Raw genomic sequence first — 23583 nt, forward strand, 5'->3', positions numbered from 1 at the left:
CCGGTACGCCGTCCGCCATCGGCTCGGCGGGCGATAGGAGGATCACCAGCGACACCGCGTGGGACTGGAGGTCGTCGGCGCAGGTCAGCCAAACGAACGGCAGGCCGCTCATCCCGTAGCCTCCCGACGTCGCGCCCTCGCACGCCGGATATCTCGCCTACAGCGCCACTTGACTAACTGGTATCGCCACCACGCGGTGAGCCAATCCGACCGGGGGCCGACCGGCCCACACCGGGTGTCCCCGGTGGCGGTGCGTCCCGGCTGTTTCTGCAGGTCGTCGGACACAGCCTGGGAGAGTAGGAGCCTTTTGCCGGTAGCGTTGCCTCACCGCAACGTCACCCATTCGGGTGGTATGGGTCTATTGCAATCCGATCCACGCGGCGTACTCCAGCAATGCGCTGGAGGGCCGGCGCGCTGACCTTCTAAGCCTGGCCACTGTATCTCGCGCGAGCGGGTGGCGCCTGGCCTGACCGGGCGCGATCCGGCGTGCTGTGAGAAGCGCTTCGAGTGCCTCATCGGGCTTGCCGAGACGTTGCCACGCTCGGGCGAGGTCTAGGTGGAAGTGCCCGATCCGGGTGGGTAGCCATCCAGATGGGAACCTCATGCCCTTCGCCGCTTCTACTGCGCGAGCATCCTCCTGGGCTGCTACCAACGCTGTGACGCGATGGACGCGAACGTTCGTCGGGCCGAACCCGAACCAGAACCGCTCGGGCTGTTCACCGGTAATCGCCGCGATCCGTCCGGCCTCGGTGATGTGGCGGGCCACCGCGTCCAGGTCGCCGACATAGCCGGCGATGGTCGATGCGCCGAGGTGTAGCTGTCCGCGAGCGATCAGCGCTCCCGGAGTGTCTGAGTCGGTGCCGTCGAGATGGGCGACGCCCGCAGCGTTGAGCCTCCAGCACGCCTCGTAGTCGCGGGCACGCATGTAGGCAGTGACCCGTAGATACTCGCGGGCTGCGCGCCAGCCCGGAGACCAGTCACCGGCATGGGTCGCCGCCCAGTCCACATGCTGTAGCGCGTGAACTGAAAGATCGTTAGCGCCGATAGCGATACCGACGGAGTGGCCGCAGCGCGCCGCCTCGGCGAGCAGAGCCCACACCCTTTGTTGATCATTTCCGGTCAGGAGTTGAGTCGCGGCGTGCAGCTCGGACAAGAGGCCGGGCAACTCCCTGACCATCGGCTTGTAGCGCGCCGCCTGCGCGAGCTGGTTCACGCGTCGCACGTGCGCCCCGAGTGCAGGCAACGGTCGCGGTATGACCGACTCGTCGGGAGGTAGGTCGAAGAGGTCGAGTGCAGCGCTGATGGGCTTCACCAGCTCCTGAAGTGGTTCGTACCGTGTGGTCCCGACCTGCGAGGTTCGCGCGTTGGTGCTCGCGTGGTTTCGTTCGACGGCGAAGTCGTCGGGACTGACGCCGAGTATCTCGGCCAGCCTGACACGGACGGTCACACGGTCTAGGACGCGCTCTCCGCGCTCGATGCGGGAGAGATGTCCGGCCGAGATACCGGCCTGCTCCGCTACCTGCCGCAGCGACATATGTTGCTCCTCGCGGAGCCGGTTCAACTTCAGTCCGAGCGCGCGAACGTCATCGCCACGGGCGGTACTATCAGTCACTTCCGAGCCTTCATCTCGGAGCTTCGGCCCTCGCTCGCGGCCGGCAAGCAAGCGAGCGGGAGTCACTAACAGCGCAAACTGTACGCCACCTCGGCGGCCGGCTCAGTAACAAAGATCATTTGCTTCGCCGCCGCTTCCGCTCTGCGGTGTAGCCAGCCACGGCCTGACCAGCCCGGGCATCAGCCCAGGCCGATGGTGATCTGGGGGTGGCGGTTGGGGTCCAGCCAGCGCAGCAGCTCGACGACCTGCGCGCGCGGGACGGCCACGCAGCCGGCGGTCGGCGAGCCGACGTCGACGTGGACGAAGAACGCCGAGCCGGCGCCCGGGCGGACCGGCGCGGTGTTGTAGCCGATCACCGCCGCGTAGTCGTAGGCGGTGCCGGCCCGGCCCAGGTTCTCCCCCGCGGCCTCGTCGAACGGGCAGGAGCCGGGGGCGCAGGCCCGGTAGGTGTTGTAGGCGGCGCTCCTCGCGTCGCTGACCCACCAGTCGTTGGTGCCCACCGTGCGGTAGGGCAGCTTGGTGCCCGGGTTCGCCTGCCGGCCGAACGCCTGGGCCAGCGAGAACGTCCCCCTGGGCGTGCGGTTGAGGCCCTCGCGCGCCTCGCCGATGCCCTGGCTGCCGACCTTGATCCGGACCGGGCCGAGCACCGGGGTCCAGTCGCCGCCGGCGCCGCGCTGCCAGGTGCGCAGCTCGCCGGACGTGCTGGCCTCGGTCGGGACCAGGACGGTGACCAGCTGGTCGGTGCCGGCCGGCGGCACGGGCACGCCGCCGGGGAGCCCGGTCCGCACGGGCGCCGCCGCCGCGGCCACCGGCATCGTCACCGCCGCCGTGAAGCCGGCCACGAACAGCGCCAGCACGACCCCGAACAGCGCACGCAGGCTCACCCTCGTCACCCGCCGCAGTCTGCCAAACCGTTACCGGGCGGGGGTCGCCGCGTTCTTGAATACGGGAGGACCTCGTGCCGATCGTGACGTTCCACCTCGTCGAAGGGCAGTACTCCACCGAGCGCATCCACGGGCTGCTGACCGACGGCAGCGCCATGTTCGCCAGGGTCCTGGACTGCGAGCTCGACCAGATCAGGGCGTTCGCCAGGCTGTACCCGGCCGGGCTGGTCGCGGTGGGCGGCACGTTGGTCAGCCGTTCCGGGCAGCGCGCGCCGTACTTCGAGTTCACCATGCTCGCCGGGCGGCCGGCGCGCCAGCGCAAGGTGCTGCTCGCCGGGTTCACCGACCTGCTGGTGGACCTGCTCGGCGCGCCCCGGGACGGGATCCGGGGGCGGGCGGTGACGGTGGCCGCCGAGGACTGGGCCTAGGAGTCGCCGCCGCACTTCTTGTCCAGCTGGATGGGCTCGCCGCTGAACGTCAGGCCGGGGAACGTGTTGTTGGTGAACGTGTTGTTGCAGCCGGACGTGGCCGGGTCGGTGATCACGTGCGTCTGGAAGCCGTTCTTGAGGCTGGCGCTCGCGCCGCTGGTGCGGTTGTTCAGGACGCGGTAGCGCACGCCCTTCATGTCCAGCACGGAGTCGGCGAAGTTGGCGCCGCTGATGCCGGAGCCGTCGAACGTGTTGCCGGCGATCACGCCGCCGCTGGTCGCCTCCTTGACGTCGATGTTCTCGCCGGTGATGGCGCGGAACGAGTTGCCCAGCGCGCGGTTGTTGTTCGAGGCGTCCGGCTGGCCGCCCGACTTCGAGCCCCAGTTGGACTTGGCGGTGCCGAAGTAGACGCCCTCGCCGAACTTCGGGTTGGCCTTGCCGGTGTTGTGGATCATGCTGGACTGCACCACGTTGTTCGAGCTGAAGTTGCCGAAGTGCACGGCCTCCATGCCGGTGTTGCCGACCGTGAGGTGCGAGAGCACCGTGTTGTTGGACCGGTCGGTCATGACGCCCTTCTGCGCGCCGGTGACCGTGAAGCCGGACAGCCGCCAGTGGTTCGCGCCGTTGAGGTGCAGCGCGTACCCGGCGCCGGTGCCGCCGCCGTCGAGGATCGCGCGGCACGAGCCGACCAGCGCGATCGGGTTGGCGGCGGTGCCCGAGCCGGCCGCCTTGAACTGGCCGGCGTAGCGGCCGTCGGCGAGCTCGATGGTGTCCCCGGGGCGGGCGGAGGCGAGCGCGGCGGTCAGCGCGGACGAGTTGGCCACCGGCACCCGGCGGCCGGTGCCCCGGCGGACCATGACCGGGGCGGTGCCGCCCGAGCCGGAGTCGGCCGCGCCCTGGGTGAACGCGGCGGCCGCCGAGCCGACGCAGCCCGCCGCGCCCGACGGCGCGAGCGCGGCCGGCTTGGGCGGCTCGGACGACGGCGGCGGCGGGCGTTCGGCGGGCGGGGGCAGGGCGACGGCGGGCTCGGGCTCGGGGGCCCGCGCGGGAGCCGCCTGCACCGAACCGCCGGAGGACTGGCCGCTCGCCGCGGTTCCCCACGCCGCCACCAGGTCAGGCCCGCCCGGTGCCGTCCAGTCCAGCGCGGGGCCGATCACGAACAGCGCGACCAGCGGCCCCAGGACGAACTGGCACACGCCGCGCGGCGTCATGCCGCACCCCCTCACATCGTCGCCGTCCTTGGCTGCCTCGGAGCGCCGAGGTCAGGGACCGCCGCCCACCGCCGGACCCTGGTAGCCCTTGCGCGAGGTGGAGTCCATCCCGACCTCGTAACCGATGCCGGGCCCGATCTTGTTCCCGAACACCTTGGCGCCGGTGGCCCCGACGTCGAAGGCGAACGCCTTGTCGATCTTGCCGACGATCTGGTTGCCCCGGACCGTCATGTTCTGGATGGCCTCGATCATCAGCGCCTGGGACGCGCGGTTGTCACAGTAGTTGTTGGTGTACTGCCAGTTGGACGACTCGCCCTGGCCGGCGCCGCCGTCGCCGATGTCGCCGGGGCCCTCGGCCATCAGGCACATGTTGTCGATGTTCTGGCAGCGGTTGCCGTCGATCACCACGTTCTTGCTGGACGGGGTGTCGTTCTGGAACGTCTGCATGCAGTCGGCGTGGGCGCTGGTGCCGCCCGGGTTGATGTCGCTGATGGTGTTGTTCAGGATCTTCAGGTTGTTGCCGAAGAACCGCATGCCGTCGTAGTCGCCGCCGGTCGTGTGGCCCACCTTGTTGTTGCGCATGGTGATGTTGTTGCCGGTCATCTCGATGCCGGGGGCCTGGGCGCCGACCGCGCTGAACCCGCCGACCACCACGTTGCTCGCGTTGACGGTGATGCCCTTGACGACCGTCGAGCCGTCCCCGATCACCGTGATCGGGGCGTTCGCCGTGCCGGAGCGGCTGATCTGCAACCGGCTGCCGCCCATGTTGCCGACCGCGCAGATCTTCTGGCCCGGCGAGGCCGAGGCGATGGCCTGGCTCAGGCTGGAACCGTCGCTGACCCGCTTGGAGCAGTTGGCCATCGACATCACCGACTGCGCGGGGTCGGCCGCGGCGGCCGCCTCCTTCTGCTTCTTGGCCGCCTCGGCCTGCTGCTTGGCCCGCTCCTGCTCCTGGGCCTGCTGGGCGGCCGGGTCGGGGGTGGGCGGCGTGGCCGGCGGCGGGGGTGGCGGCGCGATGGTCGGCGCGGCCTGGGCGGCCGGGTCGGAGGCGCCGGAGTCGGGGGTCAGCGCGCCGAACTTCCCGGCCCTGACCAGGGATGTCCCGCCAACCAGCATCGCCACCACGGCGGCGGTGACCAGGCCGATGACCAGCCCGCGAGGGCGGCGGGCGGTCGCGGGCGCCCGACGGCGCCGGTGCGACTCGGCCCGGCGGCGCCCGGGCTTCTTGGCCGGCTCCTGCTCGACCTTCTCCTCCGCGTCCTCGGGCTCGTCGTCGAAGACCGAGGTGATCGGCTCGACGATCCTGGTCGTCTCCAGGTCCAGCGCGGACGGCCGGAACAGCGCGGGGCCGGAGTCCAGCAGGGCGCTGCGCGGGGCGGGGACCGCCGCGTCGGCGTCGAACAGCGGAGCCGGCGTCCTCGGCGCGGCCGTTCTCGGTGCCGTCGTTCTCGGTGCCGCCGTTCTCGATCCGGGGGCGCCCGCCTCGGGCTCCTCGACCAACGCGTGCGCGCCGGTGCTCGATGCGCGTGCCCCGGTGGTGGACGCGCGCGACTCACTATCGGACTTGCGCGGCTCGGGTAACGATGCCCGCAGTTCGATGACCGACGTCGCGTTGCCGCGACGGCCACGTGGGGAGCGGTGCCGTGACATGCCTACCTTCCGGATCTCGGCGTGCGGATCCTTCAGGCCCGGCGGGGACACCGTTTCGGGGGATCTTGGGGGGAGCTCAGGGGAGCGAGGCGCCCTCTCCGTGACCAGGCCTTGTCCGATCCGAAGAGAAAGGTATCGGACGAGTGACCCTTAACGCTCGCAGACGTTGCTCACAGTGAGATCACCGAACGGCTCCGCGCGGCAAGCGGCCATCTTCGGGGCGTTCACCCGCACCGGCGTACCGCTGAACGCGGGACGCTCCCCGGCCGCCGCACGGCGCATCGGGGCCACCGCCGACTGGAGGAGTCAGGGCACCACGGTGACCGGCCAGCGTCCCGCCCGCACCAGCCGTACCGCGACCGAACCGATCAGCCGATGCCCGGCCTGCGTCGAGGCGCCCACCACGACGGCGTCCACCCGCAGCTCGTCGGCCACCCTGATGATCTCGGTAACCGGGTCGCCGGAGCGCACCACGTACTCCACCGGCACGTCGTAGTTGGCGGCGCCCGCCATGACCTCCTTGCCCAACTCCTCGGCGACGCCGTCCGGCCCGGCGTCCACCGGGATGTCCGCGCCCACCGACAGCGCCAGCCCCGCCAGCGCCGGCCGGGTCGCGACGTACATGCACAGCAGCCGGGAGCCCTGCCGCCGCGCCAGCCCCGCCGCCCACGCGGCCGCCCGGACCGACGTGGTCGACCCGTCGACCGCCACCAGAATGACGCCGGGCCCGTCGCCGGTGCCCGGATTCGGAGTCACGCTCTCCATAGCACAAGCATAACTCTCTTCTATAAGCTGCTGATATAATCGTGACGTGACAGAAACGCCACTTCACCCGGTCGACCGCCGGGACATCGTGGCCTGCCTGGAACGGTTGATCGCGCTGCTCCGGCTGCTCAGCCCGACCGGCGAGATGAGCCTGACCACCGCCTCCACCCTGGCCCGCCTCGACCTGGACGGCCCCAGCCGGCTCTCCGACCTGGCCACCAGGGAGGGCGTCACGCAGCCCGCGATGACCCAGCTGGTCTCCCGCCTGGAACGCCAGGGCCTCGCCGAGCGCCGAAGCCACCCGGACGACCGCCGCGTGGTCATGGTGCACCTCACCGCCGCCGGCCGGCACACCCTGGCCGCCCGGCGTGCGCACCGGGCCGACCGGCTGGCCTGGCTGCTCGACGCGCTGCCGCCGGGCGACGAGCGGGCCATCGCCGCCGCGCTACCCGCCCTGACCCGCCTCACCGAGCTCGGCGCCCCCGCCCCGGACGCCCCCTGACGGCTCGCCGCCGCGCCCCTCGCCGGCACACCTCGTCTCGTCACCTCGCACACGACACGTCATGTGCGGGGTGACGAAACGTGCTGTGCGGCCGATCAGGGGGGGGCGGTCAGGCCGCGAGCGGGAGCTTGGGGGTGGAGGCGGGGAGGCGGCCGGTGCGGGTTACCCAGCGTTCGAAGGCGACGGTGCCGTACGGGGGTACGCCGGCCAGGATGGAGAGCACGCCGACCGGGACCGACCAGCGCTGACGGCGCCACACCAGCACCGCGAGCACCACGTACGCCAGGAACAGCACGCCGTGGATGGGGCCGAAGATCTTCACGCCGATCTCGTTGAACACCACGAGGTACTTGAACACCATCCCGATGAGCAGGCCGGTCCAGGAGATCGCCTCGGCGACCGCCGCGATCCGAAACCAACGCACGTCCGAACTCCGCATGCCCCCACTCTGCCCGAGACCCGTCGCTACCAGCGGCGGGGGCATCGTCACCGGCGCGCCAGGTAGCCGTTCAGGAAGGCCTCGACGCCGGCCGTGATAGCGGCGGTGACCTGGTCGTTCGTCATCCGCGCCCGCTTCATGCCGACGCGGGCGGACTCCTCGGCCGTGACCAGCGCCATGAAGTGGCGGGTCGCGCGGGCCTCGTCGTCGATGCTCAGCAGCCCGCGCTCGGCCAGCCGCCGCAGTTGCCGCGCGACCTCCCGTTCCACCCGCAGCGGCCCGGCCTCCCGCCACGCCGTGAGCACCTCGTCGGGGAAGTGGGCGGCCTCGATGGTGATCTGGCGCATCATCGCGAAGTGCTCGACGTGCTGGGTCCGCTGCGCGATCAGCGCCCGGCCGATCGCCACCAGGTCCGGCACCAGGTCGGGCGGGTCGCCGACCGCGCGCGCCACCGAGGCGATGAAACCGTCGGCCACCTCGGTCGCGCTGGTCCGTAGCACCTCGGTGAACAGCTCCTGCTTGCTCGCGAAGTGGTTGTAGATGGTGCGGGTGGAGACGGCGGCCTGCACGGCGATGGCGTCGATGCTGCTGCGCGCGTAGCCGTCCCGACCGAACACCAGCCGCGCCGCGTTCATGATCGCGGCCCGCTTCGGCGCCCGACCCCGGCGCGGCCGCGCGACCGCCGCGCCCGGACCTCGACCCGAACCGGTGGCCGGGCCGCCGTTCACCTCGGGGCTCGGGTCGCTGCTCGGTGCGGGGTTCATCAGGCCGCTCACGGTACCGCTGGAATATTTGCCATGCACGTTTTACTTTACTTAGGAGCCGAAGGACGCACCGAAGGAGGGAACGTCATGGAGCGGATGAAGATCGCCGTGGTGATGGGCAGCACCCGGCCGGGACGGCTGGCCGACGCGGTGGCGGGCTGGCTCATGGAGCAGCTTACGCGGCGGGAGGACGCCGAGTACGAGATCGTCGACCTCGCCGACCACGCGCTGCCGCTGCTGGACGAGCCGATGCCGGCGATCATGGGCGAGTACCGCAACCCGCACACCAGGGCCTGGTCGGAGCGGGTGGCCGGGTTCGACGCGTTCGTGTTCGTCACCCCGGAGTACAACCGTTCGATCCCGGCCGCGCTGAAGAACGCGCTGGACTACCTGTATGCGGAGTGGGGCGACAAGGCCGCCGGCATCGTCAGCTACGGCGCGGACGCGGGCGGCGCGCGGGCCGCCGAGCACCTGCGGCAGATCCTGGGCGAGCTGCGCGTCGCGGACGTGCGGAGCACCGTCGCGTTCAACAAGTACGTCGACTTCGACGCCGAGCACCGGTTCGCGCCGGCGCCCTACCGGTCCGACGAGCTGCACCTGATGCTCGACCAGCTGGTGAGCTGGGCGGCGGCGCTGCGCGCGACGCGAGCTGTTGCCCGGTGACGACACAGGACACCGCGCCGGCCGTCTCCCGGCAGGCGTGGCGGATCGCGGCGGTGGTCGCGTTCGGCGCGTTCATGAGCCAGCTCGACACCTCGGTGGTCAACGTCGGGCTGGAGACTGTCGCGCGCGACCTGCACGCCGGGCTGGAGCGGACCCAGTGGGTGGCCAACGGGTACCTGCTCGCGCTGGCGGTGTCGCTGCCCGCGTGCGGCTGGCTGACCCGCCGGTTCGGCCCGGGCCGGCTCTGGCTGGCCTCGCTGGCCGGGTTCACCGTGTCCTCGGCGCTGTGCGCGCTGGCCACCGACCTGGGCTGGCTGATCGGGCTGCGGGTGGTGCAGGGGCTGGCCGCGGGGCTGCTGCTCCCGGCCGGGCAGACGGTGATCGGGCAGGCGGTCGGGCCGGCGCGGCTGGGCCGGGTGATGGCCACCGTCGGCATCGCGCTGACGCTCGCGCCCGCGCTGGGGCCGAGCGCGGGCGGGCTGCTGCTGCATCTCGCGTCCTGGCCGTGGCTGTTCTGGGTGAATGTGCCGCTCGGCGTGGCCGGGCTGCTGCTCGGGCTGCGCTACCTGCCGAGGAACGGTGCGGGCGCGGCCGGGAAGTTGGACTGGTTCGGGCTGGTGCTGGTCAGCGTGGGCGTCCCGGCGCTGGTGTACGGGTTCACCGGGTGGGGCGAGCGCGGCTCGCTGGCGCCTTCGGTGGCCGGGTTCCTGGCGGTCGGGGCGCTCGCGCTGGTCGGTTTCGGGGTACGGAGCGCGCGGCGGCGGGGACGGGGCGGGCGGCCGCCGGTGCTGGACCTGGCGCTGTACCGGATCCCGAGGTACGCGGCGGCCAGCGCGACGGTGGCGTTCAGCGGGGCCGCGATGTTCGGCGCCGGGCTGTTGTTCCCGCTGTACTACCAGCTCGGGCGGGGTGAGAGCGTGCTGGCCACGGGCGTGCTGTTGATCACGATGAGCATCGGGACGGCGGCCGCGCTGCCGGTGTGCGGCCGGCTGGTGGACCGCTACGGCGGTGGCCTGGTGAGCCTGGTGGGCGGGCTGGGCACGGTGGTGACGACGCTGCCGTTCGCGGTGGTCGAGCTGTCCGCGAGCGAGCCGCTGGTGCAGGCGCTGCTGCTGGTGCGCGGCGCGGCGCTGGCGGCGGCGCTGATGCCGGCCACCATCGCCGCGTACCAGGCGGTCGACGCCGGGCAGCTGCCGGACGCGACGACGCAGGTCAACATCCTGTTGCGGGTCGGCGGCGCGCTGGGCGGGGCGGTGTTCACGGTGATCCTCACCGCCGGGCTGGCCGGTGGGGTGGGGCCGGCGTTCCACGCCAGCTTCTGGTGGCTCACCGGGTCCTCGGCGCTCGGGTTGGCCGGCTCGGTGTGGCTGGCCCTGGCCGAGCGCCGGATGGCGTCTGACAGAAATCCCGACTCACCCTGACAAAATCCCCGACTCGCGGGGCGGTCATGGGTGCGGGCGTTGGGTTTTCGGGTTTGTCTCGCCGGCCTCGATGGCGAACGGGAGGCGGTTTTCGGGTGGGGCTATCGGGCAGGTGGCGTGGGTGGTGAAGGCGCAGGGGAGGTTGGTGGCGCGGTTGAAGTCGAGGACGGTCACGCCCTCGTCGGTGGGGGTGGGGACGGTCAGGCCTCGGCAGGCGGGGTAGGTGGTGACGCCGCTGGTCGCGTCGGTGAACAGGACGTTCAGGGTGCCGTCGGGCTTGGCGAAGGCGATCAGTTCGTGGTCGGTGCCGTCGTGGGTGAAGTGCAGGGTGCCGGCGGCGGGCAGCTTGTGGGTCAGGCCGTCGACCACCGCGCCGACGGTGACCCGGCGTTGCTCCGGCCACGGTTCGAAGCGGGCCTCGAACACCCAGTCCGGGCTGACCGGGTAGGCGGGGACGCCGGTGAACTCGGTACGGGTGCGCGCCTTGGGGTCGCGGATGCGCAGCGCGAACCAGTCGGTGCGGCGGATGACCTCGATGGCCAGCTCGCCGTGGCGGACCAGCACGCCGGGCAGGCCGTCCACCGGCTCGATGCGCTCGCTGCCGCTCACCGGGCGGTCGTCGATGGTCAGGCCGTCGTCGGCGGACGCGGCCAGCGTGACACCGGAGGCGTCGGCGCTCCAGTGGCCGGGCACGCCCTCGATCACGGTTGGGGCGGGGGTGAGCCAGTGCAGGCCGGTCAGGCTCAGCCAGCCGTGCGGCGCGCGCAGCTCCTCCTCGCGCTTGGCGTGCCAGTCCCGCCACTGCCGGACCAGCTCGTCGCCGTCCAGGGTCGCTGTCATGGTGGTCTCCTCTCGCAGGCGTCAGGATGCCCGCGCGCTGGGGCGGGTATGCGGCTCGCCGAGCAGGTGTTCGCGCAGGGTGGAGCCGGTGTACTCGGTGCGGAAGCTGCCCCGGTCCTGCAGTTCGGGGATCACGGTGGCCACGAACTCGTCCAGGCCGCCGGGCGTGATGTGCGGGACCAGGATGAAGCCGTCGCTGGCGTCGGCCTGGACGTACTCGTCCATCTGGGCGGCCACCCGGGCGGGGGTGCCGACGAAGGACGGGCGCGAGGTGGTCTCGATGATCAGCTCGCGGATGCTCAGGTTGCGGGACTCGGCCAGCTCGCGCCATTCTCGCGCGAGCTTGACGGTGTCGCGTTCGTGGCGGACCCGGCCCCGGGTGATGGACACGTTCTCCGGGTCGGGGTCGACGTCGGGCAGCGGGCCGTCCGGGTCGTAGCCGGACAGGTCGCGGCCCCAGACCTGCTCCAGGAACGCGATCGCGGTCTGTGGGCCGACCTGCTGGCGGCGGACGTGCTCGGCGCGCTCCTCGGCCTCCCGCTGGGTGTCGCCGAGCACGAACGTGGTGGCCGGCAGGATCTTGATCTCGTCGGGGTGCCGGCCGTGGCGGGGCATCCGGCCCTTGAGGTCGCGGAAGAACGCCTGGCCGGCTTCCAGCGTGCCGTGCCGGGAGAAGATCGCGTCGGCGGTGGCGGCGCCGAACTCCCGGCCGGCGTCCGAGTCGCCGGACTGCAGCAGCACCGGGTAGCCCTGGGGGCTTCGCGGCGTGTTGAACCGGCCGTGCACGGAGAACTGCTCGCCGTCGTGGTCCACCCGTCCGGGCGCCGCGCCCGGTGACCAGCTGTCCCAGAGCTTCTTGGCCACGTCCAGGATCTCATTGGCGCGCTGGTAGCGCTGTTCCTGGCGGAGGAAGCCGCCGCGCCGGAAGTTCTCCCCGGTGAACGCGTCGGAGCTGGTCACCAGGTTCCAGGCGGCGCGGCCGCCGGAGAGGTGGTCGAGCGAGGCGAACTGCTTGGCGATCTCGTACGGCTCGTTGAACGTGGTGTTGATGGTGCCGCCGAGGCCGAGGTGGGTGGTCACGGCGGCCAGCGCGTTCAGCACCGTGAAGGTGTCCGGGCGGCCGACCACGTCCAGGTCGTGGATCTGGCCCCGGTGCTCGCGCAGCCGCAGCCCTTCGGCGAGGAACAGGAAGTCGAACAGGCCGCGCTCGGCGGTGCGCGCGAAGTGCACGAACGAGGCGAAGTCGGTCTGGCTGCCGGACTCCGGGTCGCTCCAGACGGTGGTGTTGTTGACGCCGGGGAAATGCGCGGCCAGGTGGATCTGCTTCTTCATGCCCGGGCCTCCTCCGCGAAGTAGTTGGCCGGACGAGGCAGTCCCAGCTTTTCCCGGAGCGTGGCCCCAGGCCTGCGCTCCCCCAACAGCGGGACCAGCTCGTTCGCGATCGCGGCCATCCCCGAGGGCAACGCCAGCGGCACCAGCGTTATGCCGTCGACGGCGCGCGCCGCCTCGGTGACCAGGTCCGCCGCGGTGGCCGCCGTACCCACCACCCTGACCGTGGCCGCCTGGTGGCCCGTCCAGCCGTCCAGCAGGTCCAGGGTGCGGGCGGCCTCGTCCGCGCTCGGCGCGAGCAGCGTCTCCACGTCCAGCAGGACCGCCACCGAGTCCGGGTCGCGCCCGTGCGCGGCCACCGCCTCGCGCACCCGCGCCCGGGCCGACGCGGCGGCCGCCAGGTCGGGCGCGGCCACCCTGGCCACCTGCGCCCACCGTCCGACCAGCGGCAACGCCTCCGGCTCGTCGGCGCGGACCACCACGGGAGGGTGCGCCTGCGGCGAGCGCGGGGTGATGGACGGCCCCTTCACCGAGAAGAACTCGCCGCTGAAGTCGATGTAGTGCAGCTTGTCGCGGTCGACGTAGCGGCCGGTTTCCCGGTCGCGGATGACGGCGTCGTCCTCCCAGGAGTCCCAGAGCCGGACCACCACCTCGACGGCGTCGGCCGCCTCCCGCCACAGCGTGCTCGCGGGCGCCGCGTCCTTGCGGCCGAACAGGTCCGCCTCGGCCTGGGTGCGGGACACGGACGGTTCCCAGCCGGCGCGGCCCAGGCTCACGAAGTCCAGGGTCGCGATCGCCTTGGACAGGTGGAACGGCTCGGTGTGCGTCACGGTCGCGGTGGGGACCAGGCCCACGGACCCGGTCAGCGGCGCCACCCTGGCCGCGATCGCCACCGCGTCCAGCCGCCCGCGCACCGCCTTGTCATCCGCGGCCGGCGGGACGAACGAGTCGCTCAGGGCCACGAAGTCCAGGCCGGCCGCGTCGGCGGACCGGGCCAGGTCCGCCCAGTAGCCGGCGGTGAACAGCTCGCTAACGCGCGCGTCCGCCAACCGCCACGCCGCCGGGTGCCGTCCCGCCCCCTCCAGGTCGACGGCCAGGTACGGGCGGGCGGTCATGCCGGTCATGTCTGGGCTCCGGCCCAGTACTTGGCGAGCAGCTCGTGGCTGCGGACCCGGTCGGTGTGCTCGGTGGTCACGCTGGTCACGAGCAGCTCGTCCGCGCCGGTGACCCTGGCCAGGGTGGCCAGGCGTTCGGCCACGGTGGCCGGCGCGCCCACGAACTGGGTGGCCAGCCGGTCGGCCACGCCGGCCCGTTCGGCGTCCGTCCAGACCCGTGCCCTGGCCTGTTCCGGGGTGACGTACGGCTGTGCGCCCAGCCCGGACTTGATCTCCAGCACCCACTGCCCGTACGGGGCGGCCAGCTCGCGGGCGGTCGCGTCGTCGTCGGCCACCACCACGTCGGCGGAGACCATCACGTACGGCTCGGCCAGGAACCGCGACGGCCGGAACGCCTCGCGGTAGGCGTCCACCGTCTCCAGCACGAAGCTGGGCTGGATGTGGTAGCTGGCCGCGAACGGCAACCCGGCGGCGCCGGCGGCTCGCGCGCTCTCCCCCGGGCTGGAGCCGAGCACCCAGACCACCACGTCGGCGCCCTGGGCCGGGGTCGGGTGCAGCGGGCGGCCGCCCGGACCCGGGTAGCTGCCGTCCAGGAAGGCCAGGATGTCGGCGACCTGGCGGGTGTAGTCCGGCGCGGGCTCGTCCAGGCGGTAGTCGAGCAGCTCGCCGAGCAGCTGGTAGATCGACGGGTCGCCCGGGAACGCGCTCGGGCTGGGCAGCAGCAGGCCGTCCACCACCCGGTCCGGGCGGGGCGGCCGGTCGCCCGGCGGCTTGCCGGCACGTCGGCTCAGCACCCTGCGCAGGTCGAAGCGGCCCAGCCCGAGATCGATCCGCCCCGGGTGCAGCGCGGCGATGGTGCCGAACTGCTCGGCCACCAGCAGCGGCGGCGTGTTGGGCATCTGCACGGCGCCGGAGCCGACCCGGATCCGGTCGGTGGCGCCGGCGATGAGCGCGATCAGCACCGCCGGCGCGGCGCTGGCCACACCGGCCGCGAGGTGGTGCTCTGCCACCCAGTAGCGGTGGTAGCCGGCGCGCTCGGCGGCCTGCGCCAGGTCGACGGTGTTGCGCAGCGCGTCGGCCGGGGTGCCGCCGGCCGGCACCGGCGACAGGTCGAGCACTGACAGCGGGATGGCCTCGGGCATCGGGTTCCTCCGATGGGACGGGATGCGCCGGATCGGGAGGCCTGGCGGGCGGTCGGACGCCGCCGGGCGACCCGGACCAGCGCGCGGACGGGCTGCCGGGTCAGGCCGAACTGATGGCTGTGCAGGTGCGGCAGTAGTCGACATGCCGGCGACGCCTGAAACGCGAGCACAACCCGCCGCGCCACGTGCCGTGCCGCTGGATGCGCACCCCGACCTCCATCGATCCGGTGCACCGCCGGGGCCACCGAATTACGTCGACTCTAAGCCGGTGGGAGGCCATCCTGTCAACAGTGCCGCGTGAGGCGACCATGTCACACCTCCGGGGCGAACAAGCACCTTGAACGAACCCAATCTTGACGGTATTAGTGGAGATATGACGGCTACAGCGCAGCTCGTGAGCCGCCGTCATCTCGACTTCAAGCGCGTTGCCAGCGCCCTGTGTCAACCGGGACGTCACGCCGCCTAGTTCGCGCGTCACGCCATCCGACGTCACCGACCCAGGAGTTGATCATGTCTGTACCCAGCACCGACCGCCAGTTCCAGCGCCAGGCCATCACCGAGCACTTCCTCACCGCGCTGGAGGACGTGGTGTGGCGCTACCGCGCGCTGTCCCGCCACGTCGAGCACGCCGACCTGCACGCCGAGGTGATCACCGCCGAGGTGGCCCACCAGCTCGCGGTCGCCCGCCGCGCCCTCCACCGCCTGCCCTCGGCCACCGCATAGCTACCTGGGGTGTCGCGCATTCCGCACCATGCGCGACACCCCAACGAGCTATGCGGTACACGATATTGCGGCGGGTGAGATGATACTGTCTCGTCTCATCTTGGTCGGGTGTGTGGGGGGCTCGTTTCGTCATGCTCGATGGGCCGTCGGATGACCTGGATCTGGCCGGGCGGATCAACTTCGACAGGCCGCAGTCGGCGCGGGTGTGGAACGCCCTGCTCATGGGCAAGGACAACTTCGAGGCGGACCGCAGGGCCGTCGAGGAAATCGTCAAGGTGGACCCCGGCATGCCGCATTACGCGCGGCAGTGCCGCGCGTTTCTGGTGCGGACGGTGCGTTTTCTCGCGGCCGAGGCCGGTATCCGGCAGTTCCTGGACATCGGGACCGGGCTGCCCACCGCGCAGAACACCCACGAGGTGGCGCAGGCGGTCGCGCCGGAGTCGACGATCGTCTATGTGGACAACGACCCGCTGGTGCTGCTGCACGCGCGGGCGCTGCTGACCAACACCACCCCGGAGGGGCTGAGCACCTACGTCGAGGCCGACGTCCGCGAGCCCGAAACGATCATCGCGGCGGCCCGGAACGTGCTGGACTTCACCCGGCCGATCGCCGTCATGCTGCTGGGCATCCTCGGCCACGCCACCGACGACTACCCCACCATGCGGCGGATCCTGGACCGGCTGATGGGGCCGGTCCCCTCCGGCAGCTACCTGGTGCTGCTGGACGGCGCCCGGACCGAGGACAAGGTCTACCTCGATGCGATCGTCCGCTGCGCGGAGGTCGGACACCCGTACCACCTGCGCACGCCGCGCCAGCTGGAGGCGTGTTTCCAGGACCTCGAGCTGGTCGAGCCCGGCCTGGTGCCGGTCAACCGGTGGCGGCCGGACCCACCCGGCTCGGACATCGACCCGCCGTGCAACGCCTACGGGGGCGTCGGGCTGAAGCCTTAGTACTTCCAGGTGGTGCCGGTGCCCCGGTACTGCTCCACCGGGATGAGCCTGGTGCCGGGGCGCATCTGGTCGACGTAGAGGCGGCCGTGCAGGTGGTCGACCTCGTGCGCGACCAGCCGGGCCACCCCCCGGCGGAACGCGGTGATCTTCGTGACGCCGTCGATGTCGGTGTGCTCGACGTGGATGACCAGCGAGCGCGGCAGCTGGCCGCGCACGTCGAAGAAGCTCAGGCAGCCCTCGTACTGCTCGTCGGTCTCCGCGCCGGACTCGATGATCACGGGGTTCAGCAGCGTGATCGACTCGCCGGCCGGGGTGCGCACGATCGCGGCCGCCCTGTCGATGCCGATCTGCGGCGCGGCCAGGCCCATGCCCTTGCCGAAGGTGTGCACCCTGGCGATGCGCTCGGCGGCGGAGTTGAGCTCGGTGATCACCCGGCGGGCGTCCTCGGCCTCGGCGGGGAGCGCGAAGCGGCGCGCGGCACGGTGCAGCAGCGGGTCGCCCTTCTGCACGACGCCCAGCGCGCGCATCGCCTCGCTGGGCCGCACGGCCGACCCGCCGCCCGCCACCGGATTGCCCCGGAAGTCCCATTCCAGGCGGTATCGGGCGTGCAGCGCGGGGCGTTCGGTGGACCAGGAGAACGTCACCCGGTCGCCATTGATCACTTTGTCCACGGCGGTCCGGAACGGCAGGGCCTCGGCGGTCATCGAGGTGTGCAGCCCCCACACCACGGGCTTGAGGTCGACGGGAAAGTCGAGGGTGACCGAGAGCCTGTTCGTGGGCAGCCGCACCGCGCGCTGGAACCAATTCCCCCAATGCGCGTCGCTGACCGTGTACTCGTACTCGATCCAGGTCGACTCGCCCGGGTAGAGCGGGAAGTGTTCGGCCTGGTTGGCGAACAGCAACCAGATCTCTTTGAACGCGTCCCGGTCGTGATGCACGCTCCACTCCATCGGCTCGGTACGGTCCCCGCCGTGCCACGCCTGGAGGTTGATCTCTTCCCAACCCAGTGGGATCTCGCTGTAGAGCTGGTTGGAGCGTTCCGGGTCGCCCGGAAAGCGGTCCACCGAGATGCGAATGAGGTAGCGGCTGATCGGTTCGGTCCCGCCGTTGACCAGCCGGCGGCGCTGGGTGAGCCGGTAGGTGTGGCCCTCGTAGCGCAGCGTCGCGTCGTCGTGGTCGACGATCAGGCTCGCGGCTCCCACCGGCTCGGGCGGCTCGGGCGGGGGCGGTGGCCTCGGCTTTCCCGGGCGGGTGGCCTCGTAGTCCCGGAACGCCGCACGCAGCGCACCGCCGGCCCGCAGCGCCGCCTCGGCATGGGCCGCGAAGTCGCGGGACGGCCGTTCCGCGCCGGACTCGACCTTGGAGACGTACGACCTGTCGTATCCCATGTTCTTGGCCAGCGCGGTTCGGGACAGTCCGCGCACATCCCGCCATCGGCGCAGCTCGACGGCGAACACGTTCGAGCCGGCGGGCTGGCCTCCGTATGAGAGGGAGTGCAGCCCGGACATCAGCGCCGCCCCTTCTTCAGGCATCAATGCCGTGAGTGGGTGTGAGTTCAGCGTGAGTTGCCGCTCAGTCTATCCGCACGCCCGGGCCGACGGGTTTGATCAAATTCATGACGAACCGCCGCGAAGGGATCCGGGATGGCCAGGCGCAGACCTAGCGCCGGATGGTTCACGTGTTTGCGCGACAGCCAGGACCACGCCGTCACCGATGACGAATTCATGCGGTGCAACGAACCGCCGGCCGGGTATGTCCAGGCCATTTGCGGTCACGAGGTCATGCTCGCGCCGGCCGCGACCCCGCCGTGCCCGACCTGCCCGAAGTGCGTCGCGCTGCTCGCGTCCCGGCGCCGCGTCGACCCCGCCCCGGAATGGGCCCGCTCGGCGTGGCAGCGCATTCTCCGGCGATTGATCAATTCTCGGGCGCCGGCGAATGACCAGCGGTGCGACGAGTCCGATCATCGGAGGTCCGGCGCCGCCCGGCACTCGTGGCCGGTCTCGGGCGCCGGGAAGGGCCACGACGGGATGCTGACCATCCGGAGGCCCAGTCTTATTCAGAGGGGTCACGGCACGCGTTGAGCGCCCGATCAGTCCGGTTTGCGGGCGCTGGCCAGGAAGAACGGCACGGCCAGGAACAGCCGGTCGGTGGCGGCGCGGCGCTCCTGGTCGGCCAGCCAGCGGGCCAGCGCGTCCGGTTCGACGCCGGACGGCGAGGCGCCGGCGAGCTGGCGCATGAGGGCGAGCGCCATCGGGTCGGTGAACAGGAGGGTGTGGACCTCGGCGCGGACGTCGGCGAACCCGGCGTCCAGCAGCGCGCCCCGGTGGCTCCTGGCCGCTCGCGGGTTGCGGATCCGGTCGGCCGTGGCGTGGACCAGCGCGCGGGTGGTGGCCGGGTCGGCGGAGTCCACCACCACCGCGTCCCAATCCTGGCCGACCAGCACGATCCGGCCGCCGGGGGCGAGCACCCGGCGGGCCTCGGCCAGCGCGGCGGCCGGGTCGGCCAGCTCGTGGAACACCTTGTCCGCCCGGTAGCCGGCCACCTCGCCGTCGGCCAGCGGGAGGTCGTACGCCTCGCCGGCCCGGAACTCGCCGTCCGGCCAGCGCTCGCGGGCCAGCGCGAGCATGTCAGGGTCCGGGTCGATGCCGACCGCCCGTACCCCCAGCCGGCCCAGCTCGGCTACCGCCCGGCCGGCGCCGCAGCCGACGTCTACCACCGTCTCGCCTTCTCCTGGTACCAGCCGCCGGTAGCCGAGCTCGCGCAGCGCGGTTGCGTCCGGCCGGGCGTCCAGCGCGTCGAGCACCGTGACCATCGAGTCGTTCATTGACGTGGACATGGTGTCGAGGGTGCGACTTAATGTCGACATGAAGTCAACCGACGGTTCGCTGGGCGTCGGCGAGGCGGCGCGGCGGTTCGGGTTGGCGCCGCACGTGCTGCGGCACTGGGAGTCGGTGGGCCTGCTCGCGCCCTCGCGGGTCGCCGGCGACCGGCGCCGTTACGGGCCCGAGGACCTGTTCCGGATCGGCATGGTCGTGCTGGGCAAGCGCGCCGGGTTCGGGCTGGACCGGATGCGCGAGCTGCTCTCCACCGGTGACGCCGCGCGCCAGCGGGCGGCCTTGCGGGCACAGCGCGACGAGCTGGTCCGGCGGATCGCCGATGCCCGGGCCGCGCTGGGCATGATCGACCACGCGCTGGAGTGCGACCACGACGACATCAGCGCGTGCCCGAACTTCCAGGCCGCCGTCCGCGCCCACCCCGCCCTGGCCGAACGCCTGCCGTAGTACGCCGGTCCCCTTCCAAGCGTGATCGGAGGGGACCGGCGTACGCCGGGTGTCGCGTCAGCCGGCGAGCAGGCGCCGCATCTGGTCGATCTCGGCGCGCTGCGCGTCGGTGATCTTCTGGGCGAGGGCCTTGGCCTCCGCGTCACGCCCGTCGCGCAGCTCGGTGGCCGACATCGCCACCGCGCCCTCGTGGTGGGCGATCATCATGGTGAGGAACTGCCTGTCGAACTCGGCGGCCTTGGCCTGTCCGAGCTTGCCCATGTCCGCGTCGCTCATCATGCCGGCCATGTCGTGCCCAGCGCCGTGCGCCGTGCCGTGATCCATCCCGGGCATGGCGGCGGGCGCTCCCCAGCGGGCGAGCATCGCGTTGAGCTGGTCGATCTCGGGCTGCTGGGCGGCCTGGATGGCGGACGCCAGCTTCTTGACCTCGGCCGAGGCGGCGCGGGTCGGCGCGAGCTCGGCCATCCGGACCGCCTGGGTGTGGTGCGGGATCATCTGCTGGGCGAACCGGACGTCGGCCTCGTTGTGCTCGGCGGCCTGGCTCGCGGGCGCCAACGACGCCGGCGGCGCCGAGGGCGGTGCGGCCTGTGACGCACCGGTGTTGCCGCAGGCGGCCAGGATTCCTGACGTGGCCAGGGCAAGCGTCACCTTCATGATCTTTTTGGTGTGCATTGTGGAACTACTCCGCTTTCGTTGACGTGATCGGACACCGGAAACCGGTGCGGATCAGCGCAACGACACGCAGAGTTCGGCCAGGCGTACGGACGTCGGCGGGGGCGCGCGCGGATGGGGGCACGGGGTGGGCATGCCGGCTGGGCGGCCGGCCACCGTGGCGCGCCGGCCGAGCACGGCCAGCAACAGCGGCGCGGCCAGCGCGAGCAACAGCGTGCCCAGCACGGCCAGGCACAGGTGCAGCAGCGCGGACGGGCCGTCGCCGTGGTGCCCGTGACCTGTCTGCGCCGGGTCATGGTCCGGAGCGGACACCTCCGCCGGATGCTCGGCCATCGCCGACATCGCCGCCGCCGGCGCGGGCTCCGACTCATGACCCACGCCACCGCCGCCGCCCAGCATCAGGCTGTGCATGGCGACCAGTCCGGCGGCGATCGCGAGCACGAGCGACCACCGCACGCTCGTCGCCCGCCAGCCGGTCATGCCCTCACGGTAGCGCCCACCCCCGGTCAGGGCTCCAACAGCACCTTCCCGACGGTCCCCCGCGACTCCAGCGCAGCGTGCGCCTCGGCCGCCTTGGCCAGCGGGAACCTGCTGCCCACCAGCGGCACCAGCCGGCCGGCGGCCAGCTCGGACAGCGACCGCAGCTCCAGCGCGCGGATCACCTCGGGCCGGCCGATCAGCCTCGGACCCAGCGAGGTCACTGTCAGCCCCTTCTCCAGCAGGTCCTCCGTCTCGAACCGGGTCGGCGTGCCCGCCGTCCAGCCGAAGATGACCTGCCGGCCACCGACACCGAGCAGCTGCAGCGACCGCCGCCCCACCTCGCCGCCCACCCCGTCGAACACCAGGCTCGGCTCGCGGTCGCCGAGGGCCGCCCGCAACCGATCCGGCCAGTCCGGTTCCAGGTAGTCCACGGCGGCGTCCGCGCCGAGCGCGCGCACCCGCTCGACCTTCTCCGGCCCGCCGGCCAGGCCCGCCACGAACGCGCCGGCACCCAGCGCGGCCTGCACGAACAGGTTCCCCAGACCCCCCGCGGCGGACGGAACCAGCACCACGTCCGCGCTGGTCACGGCCGCCAGGTCGAGCACGGCGAGCGCCGTCCGGCCGGTGCCGATCATGGCGACGGCGGCGTCGAACCCGACCTCGTCGGGCAGCCGGTGCGCCGAGCGGGCGGCCACCACCGCGCGTTCGGCGTACCCGCCGCTGGCCCAGCCGAGGTGGGCGACCACACGCGCGCCGAGCCACCCCTGGTCCACCCCGTCGCCCACCGCGTCCACGACGCCGGCGACCTCCCGCCCGGGGGTCATCGGCAGCTCCGGGTCCGGGAACTTCCCGTCGTAGCTGCCGGCACGCAGTACGGTGTCCACCAGGTGCACCCCGGCCGCCCGCACCGCGATCCGGACCTGCCCCTCGGCCGGCTCGGGGTCGGGCACCTGCTCGTAGCGCAACGTGTCGGGCGGACCGAAGGCATGCTGTCGAATCGCGTACATGCCGACCACGCTAAAACCTCAACGGAAGTTCAGGTCAAGCGTTCTCCGGCGCCCCGGGGCCGGGCAGCGGGCGCCCGGCCGGCGGCCCCAACCCCGGCCGAGGACCTGACGCCGGCTGCGGACCTGACGCCGGCCGAGGACCTGCGACCGGCCGTGGTCCGACCACCGGCCGAACCCCGGGCGCCGTCGGCGGGCCACCAGGGACCGGTCCGAAGCCGTTCACCGGCAGCCGCACGGTGAACACCGTCCGCCCCGGCACGCTCTGCACCCCGACCCGACCGCCGTGCGCGGCCACCACCCCGTACACGATGGCCAGTCCCAGCCCGGTGCTCCCGGCCGCCCGCGACCGCGAGCTGTCCCCCCGGGCGAACCGGCCGAACACGTGCGGCACCAGCTCCCTCGGGATGCCCGGGCCGTCGTCGGAGATCCGCAGCCACACCTCGGCCGGCGAGCCGACCAGCTCGGAGTACACGGTGGTGCCCGGCGGGGTGTGCACGCGCGCGTTCGTGAGCAGGTTGGCCAGCACCTGGGACAGCCGGGCGGCGTCCCCGGTCACGGTGACCGGCTCCTCGGGCACCCGCAGCATCCAGCGGTGGTCGGGGCCGGCCGCGTGCGCGTCGCTCACCGCGTCGACCACCAGTTGGGAGACGTCCACCGGCTCGCGGGCCAGCGGGCGCCCGGCGTCCAGGCGGGCCAGCAGCAGCATGTCCTCCACCAGCGAGGTCATCCGCTCGGCCTGCGAGGTGATCCGGCGCAGCGCGTGCGCCACGTCCGGTGGCATGTTGTCCTCGCCGCTGCGGCGGGTCAGCTCGGCGTAGCCCCGGATGGCGGCCAGCGGCGTGCGCAGCTCGTGGCTGGCGTCGGCGATGAACTGGCGCAGCTGGGTCTCGCTGGCCTGGCGGGCGTTGAGCGCGGACGCCACGTGGTCCAGCATCCGGTTCAGCGCCGCGCCGACGGCGCCGACCTCAGTGCGCGGGTCGGTGTCGGCCGGGGCCACCCGCTCGGCCAGCGCCACCTCGCCCCGGTCCAGCCGCCGCTCGGTCACCTGGCTCGCGGTGGCGGCGACCCGGCGCAGCGGCCGCAACGTGAACCGCACTATCAGGGCGCTGGCCACGCCGGCGACCACCAGCCCGCCGGCGGCCGCGACCAGCACGATCTTGGTCAGCCTGGTGACCACCGCGTCCACCTCGCTGAGCGGCAGCCCGGTGACCAGGGTGACGCCGTCGGAGTGCTCGTCGACGATCAGCCGGTAGGCGCCGAGCCTGCCGACGTGGCGGGTGTGCGGGTCGCCGTCCGGCGGGGCGTCGAGCAGCGCGTCGTCCTCGTCCTCGCCGACCACCCGGGTGGCGCCGTCGGCCTTGAGCACGCCGAACTGCCGGACCTTGCGGTCCACGATCCGCGCGCTCAACGTGCCCATCGCCTGGCCCGACGCGTTGAGGAACCCGGGCACCGCGTCCCGGTCGTCATGATGCTCACGGCTGTACGAGGACGACGCCCGCTTCGCGGCGGCCACCAACTGCTCGTCGAGGTGCTCGTAGAGGTACTCCCGCAGGAAGATCAGCGAAAACCCGCCGACCAGGACGAACAGCACGGCCAGCATGACCATGATGGCGGCGACCAGCCGCCAGCGCAGCGGTATCCCACTGGCCCATTGCCTCGCCGACCGCCCCAGCCCCGCCGCGCTCAGCCGCACCGGCGGCCCCGC

General features: G+C 72.3%; 24 protein-coding genes. 7 read left to right on the forward strand and 17 right to left on the reverse strand.

Annotated elements, in window-relative coordinates:
- Window positions 1-358: 358 nt before the first annotated feature.
- Together N912_RS0134400 and N912_RS0134410 are read right to left on the reverse strand one after the other, a co-directional pair.
- Window positions 359-1678: a helix-turn-helix domain-containing protein gene (locus tag N912_RS0134400; protein WP_342670888.1), complete on the reverse strand. Its 1320-nt coding sequence runs from the start codon at window positions 1676-1678 to the stop codon at window positions 359-361.
- 113 nt (window positions 1679-1791) lie between these two features.
- Complete coding sequence (locus tag N912_RS0134410) at window positions 1792-2505, reverse strand: L,D-transpeptidase family protein (RefSeq protein ID WP_245645626.1); 714 nt, start codon at window positions 2503-2505, stop codon at window positions 1792-1794.
- A 65-nt stretch (window positions 2506-2570) separates the two neighbouring features.
- Here N912_RS0134410 and N912_RS56440 point away from each other — a divergent pair, with 65 nt between their 5' ends.
- On the forward strand, window positions 2571-2924 hold the full coding sequence (locus tag N912_RS56440; RefSeq protein WP_051581202.1) for a tautomerase family protein: 354 nt from the start codon (window positions 2571-2573) through the stop codon (window positions 2922-2924).
- Here the strand turns inward: N912_RS56440 and N912_RS56445 are convergent.
- The 3 genes from N912_RS56445 to N912_RS0134430 all read right to left on the reverse strand — a co-directional run bounded on the left by N912_RS56445 (window position 2921) and on the right by N912_RS0134430 (window position 6550).
- Window positions 2921-4135 carry a right-handed parallel beta-helix repeat-containing protein gene (locus N912_RS56445; protein WP_051581203.1) on the reverse strand — a complete coding sequence of 405 codons (1215 nt, stop codon included), beginning with the start codon at window positions 4133-4135 and terminating at the stop codon, window positions 2921-2923. The two genes, N912_RS56440 and N912_RS56445, sit on opposite strands and share 4 nt — an antisense overlap.
- A 51-nt stretch (window positions 4136-4186) precedes the next feature.
- Window positions 4187-5785 carry a right-handed parallel beta-helix repeat-containing protein gene (locus N912_RS62655; protein ID WP_156994230.1) on the reverse strand — a complete coding sequence of 533 codons (1599 nt, stop codon included), beginning with the start codon at window positions 5783-5785 and terminating at the stop codon, window positions 4187-4189.
- A 306-nt stretch (window positions 5786-6091) separates the two neighbouring features.
- The gene (locus N912_RS0134430) at window positions 6092-6550 is read right to left on the reverse strand and encodes a universal stress protein (protein ID WP_028925996.1); all 459 of its coding nucleotides are present in this window, start codon (window positions 6548-6550) and stop codon (window positions 6092-6094) included.
- A 46-nt stretch (window positions 6551-6596) separates the two neighbouring features.
- Here N912_RS0134430 and N912_RS0134435 point away from each other — a divergent pair, with 46 nt between their 5' ends.
- Entirely contained in the window at window positions 6597-7052 is a 456-nt protein-coding gene (locus N912_RS0134435) for a MarR family winged helix-turn-helix transcriptional regulator (protein ID WP_051581205.1), read from the forward strand.
- Window positions 7053-7161: 109 nt separating this feature from the next.
- Here the strand turns inward: N912_RS0134435 and N912_RS0134440 are convergent, their stop codons facing one another.
- Both N912_RS0134440 and N912_RS56455 read right to left on the reverse strand, forming a co-directional pair.
- The gene (locus N912_RS0134440; RefSeq protein WP_028925998.1) at window positions 7162-7491 is read right to left on the reverse strand and encodes a DUF3817 domain-containing protein; all 330 of its coding nucleotides are present in this window, start codon (window positions 7489-7491) and stop codon (window positions 7162-7164) included.
- 47 nt (window positions 7492-7538) lie between these two features.
- Window positions 7539-8255 carry a TetR/AcrR family transcriptional regulator gene (locus N912_RS56455; protein WP_037068220.1) on the reverse strand — a complete coding sequence of 239 codons (717 nt, stop codon included), beginning with the start codon at window positions 8253-8255 and terminating at the stop codon, window positions 7539-7541.
- Between the two features lie 87 nt (window positions 8256-8342).
- Between N912_RS56455 and N912_RS0134450 the strand changes: the two genes are divergently transcribed.
- Together N912_RS0134450 and N912_RS56460 are read left to right on the forward strand one after the other, a co-directional pair.
- Window positions 8343-8918: an NADPH-dependent FMN reductase gene (locus N912_RS0134450; protein WP_028925999.1), complete on the forward strand. Its 576-nt coding sequence runs from the start codon at window positions 8343-8345 to the stop codon at window positions 8916-8918.
- On the forward strand, window positions 8915-10339 hold the full coding sequence (locus tag N912_RS56460) for a DHA2 family efflux MFS transporter permease subunit (protein WP_245645628.1): 1425 nt from the start codon (window positions 8915-8917) through the stop codon (window positions 10337-10339). The genes N912_RS0134450 and N912_RS56460 overlap by 4 nt, the downstream gene beginning before the upstream one ends.
- Window positions 10340-10363: 24 nt before the next feature.
- Here N912_RS56460 and N912_RS0134460 read toward each other — a convergent pair whose 3' ends face one another.
- From N912_RS0134460 to N912_RS0134475, 4 genes are read right to left on the reverse strand one after another with little or no spacing between them, the layout of a single operon-like run.
- Complete coding sequence (locus N912_RS0134460; protein ID WP_028926000.1) at window positions 10364-11179, reverse strand: DUF1684 domain-containing protein; 816 nt, start codon at window positions 11177-11179, stop codon at window positions 10364-10366.
- A gap of 21 nt (window positions 11180-11200) precedes the next feature.
- Window positions 11201-12511 (reverse strand): NtaA/DmoA family FMN-dependent monooxygenase, encoded by a 1311-nt coding sequence (locus N912_RS0134465; RefSeq protein WP_028926001.1) that lies wholly within the window; start codon window positions 12509-12511, stop codon window positions 11201-11203.
- Complete coding sequence (locus N912_RS0134470; RefSeq protein ID WP_211261508.1) at window positions 12508-13632, reverse strand: LLM class flavin-dependent oxidoreductase; 1125 nt, start codon at window positions 13630-13632, stop codon at window positions 12508-12510. Before N912_RS0134470 ends, N912_RS0134465 begins: the two co-directional genes overlap by 4 nt.
- Entirely contained in the window at window positions 13629-14765 is a 1137-nt protein-coding gene (locus tag N912_RS0134475) for an MsnO8 family LLM class oxidoreductase (RefSeq protein ID WP_028926003.1), read from the reverse strand. The genes N912_RS0134470 and N912_RS0134475 overlap by 4 nt, the downstream gene beginning before the upstream one ends.
- 510 nt (window positions 14766-15275) lie before the next feature.
- Here N912_RS0134475 and N912_RS0134480 point away from each other — a divergent pair.
- Together N912_RS0134480 and N912_RS0134485 are read left to right on the forward strand one after the other, a co-directional pair.
- A complete protein-coding gene (locus N912_RS0134480; RefSeq protein WP_156994231.1) occupies window positions 15276-15488 on the forward strand; it encodes a hypothetical protein in 213 nt (70 codons plus the stop codon).
- A 131-nt stretch (window positions 15489-15619) separates the two neighbouring features.
- Entirely contained in the window at window positions 15620-16438 is an 819-nt protein-coding gene (locus tag N912_RS0134485) for an SAM-dependent methyltransferase (RefSeq protein ID WP_051581207.1), read from the forward strand.
- Here N912_RS0134485 and N912_RS0134490 read toward each other — a convergent pair.
- Window positions 16435-17970, reverse strand: a complete 1536-nt coding sequence (locus N912_RS0134490) for a peptide deformylase (protein WP_084211467.1) — start codon at window positions 17968-17970, stop codon at window positions 16435-16437. The two genes, N912_RS0134485 and N912_RS0134490, sit on opposite strands and share 4 nt — an antisense overlap.
- Window positions 17971-18527: 557 nt before the next feature.
- Window positions 18528-19274 carry a methyltransferase domain-containing protein gene (locus N912_RS0134500; RefSeq protein ID WP_028926008.1) on the reverse strand — a complete coding sequence of 249 codons (747 nt, stop codon included), beginning with the start codon at window positions 19272-19274 and terminating at the stop codon, window positions 18528-18530.
- 28 nt (window positions 19275-19302) lie between these two features.
- On the opposite strand from N912_RS0134500, the gene N912_RS0134505 reads away from it, so the two are divergent.
- The gene (locus tag N912_RS0134505) at window positions 19303-19719 is read left to right on the forward strand and encodes a MerR family transcriptional regulator (protein ID WP_028926009.1); all 417 of its coding nucleotides are present in this window, start codon (window positions 19303-19305) and stop codon (window positions 19717-19719) included.
- Between the two features lie 57 nt (window positions 19720-19776).
- Here the strand turns inward: N912_RS0134505 and N912_RS0134510 are convergent, their stop codons facing one another.
- The 4 genes from N912_RS0134510 to N912_RS56470 form a co-directional block, all read right to left on the reverse strand.
- Window positions 19777-20373 carry a DUF305 domain-containing protein gene (locus N912_RS0134510; protein ID WP_211261509.1) on the reverse strand — a complete coding sequence of 199 codons (597 nt, stop codon included), beginning with the start codon at window positions 20371-20373 and terminating at the stop codon, window positions 19777-19779.
- A gap of 72 nt (window positions 20374-20445) precedes the next feature.
- Window positions 20446-20871 (reverse strand): DUF6153 family protein, encoded by a 426-nt coding sequence (locus N912_RS60995; protein WP_051581209.1) that lies wholly within the window; start codon window positions 20869-20871, stop codon window positions 20446-20448.
- 26 nt (window positions 20872-20897) lie between these two features.
- Window positions 20898-21878, reverse strand: coding sequence for a zinc-binding dehydrogenase (locus tag N912_RS0134520; RefSeq protein WP_028926011.1), 981 nt, complete (start codon window positions 21876-21878; stop codon window positions 20898-20900).
- Between the two features lie 34 nt (window positions 21879-21912).
- A complete protein-coding gene (locus N912_RS56470; RefSeq protein ID WP_064745476.1) occupies window positions 21913-23571 on the reverse strand; it encodes an ATP-binding protein in 1659 nt (552 codons plus the stop codon).
- Between the last annotated feature and the right edge of the window lie 12 nt (window positions 23572-23583).

This window comes from Actinospineispora acaciae DSM 45401 (assembly GCF_000620785.1).
GTDB lineage: Bacteria > Actinomycetota > Actinomycetes > Mycobacteriales > Pseudonocardiaceae > Pseudonocardia > Pseudonocardia acaciae.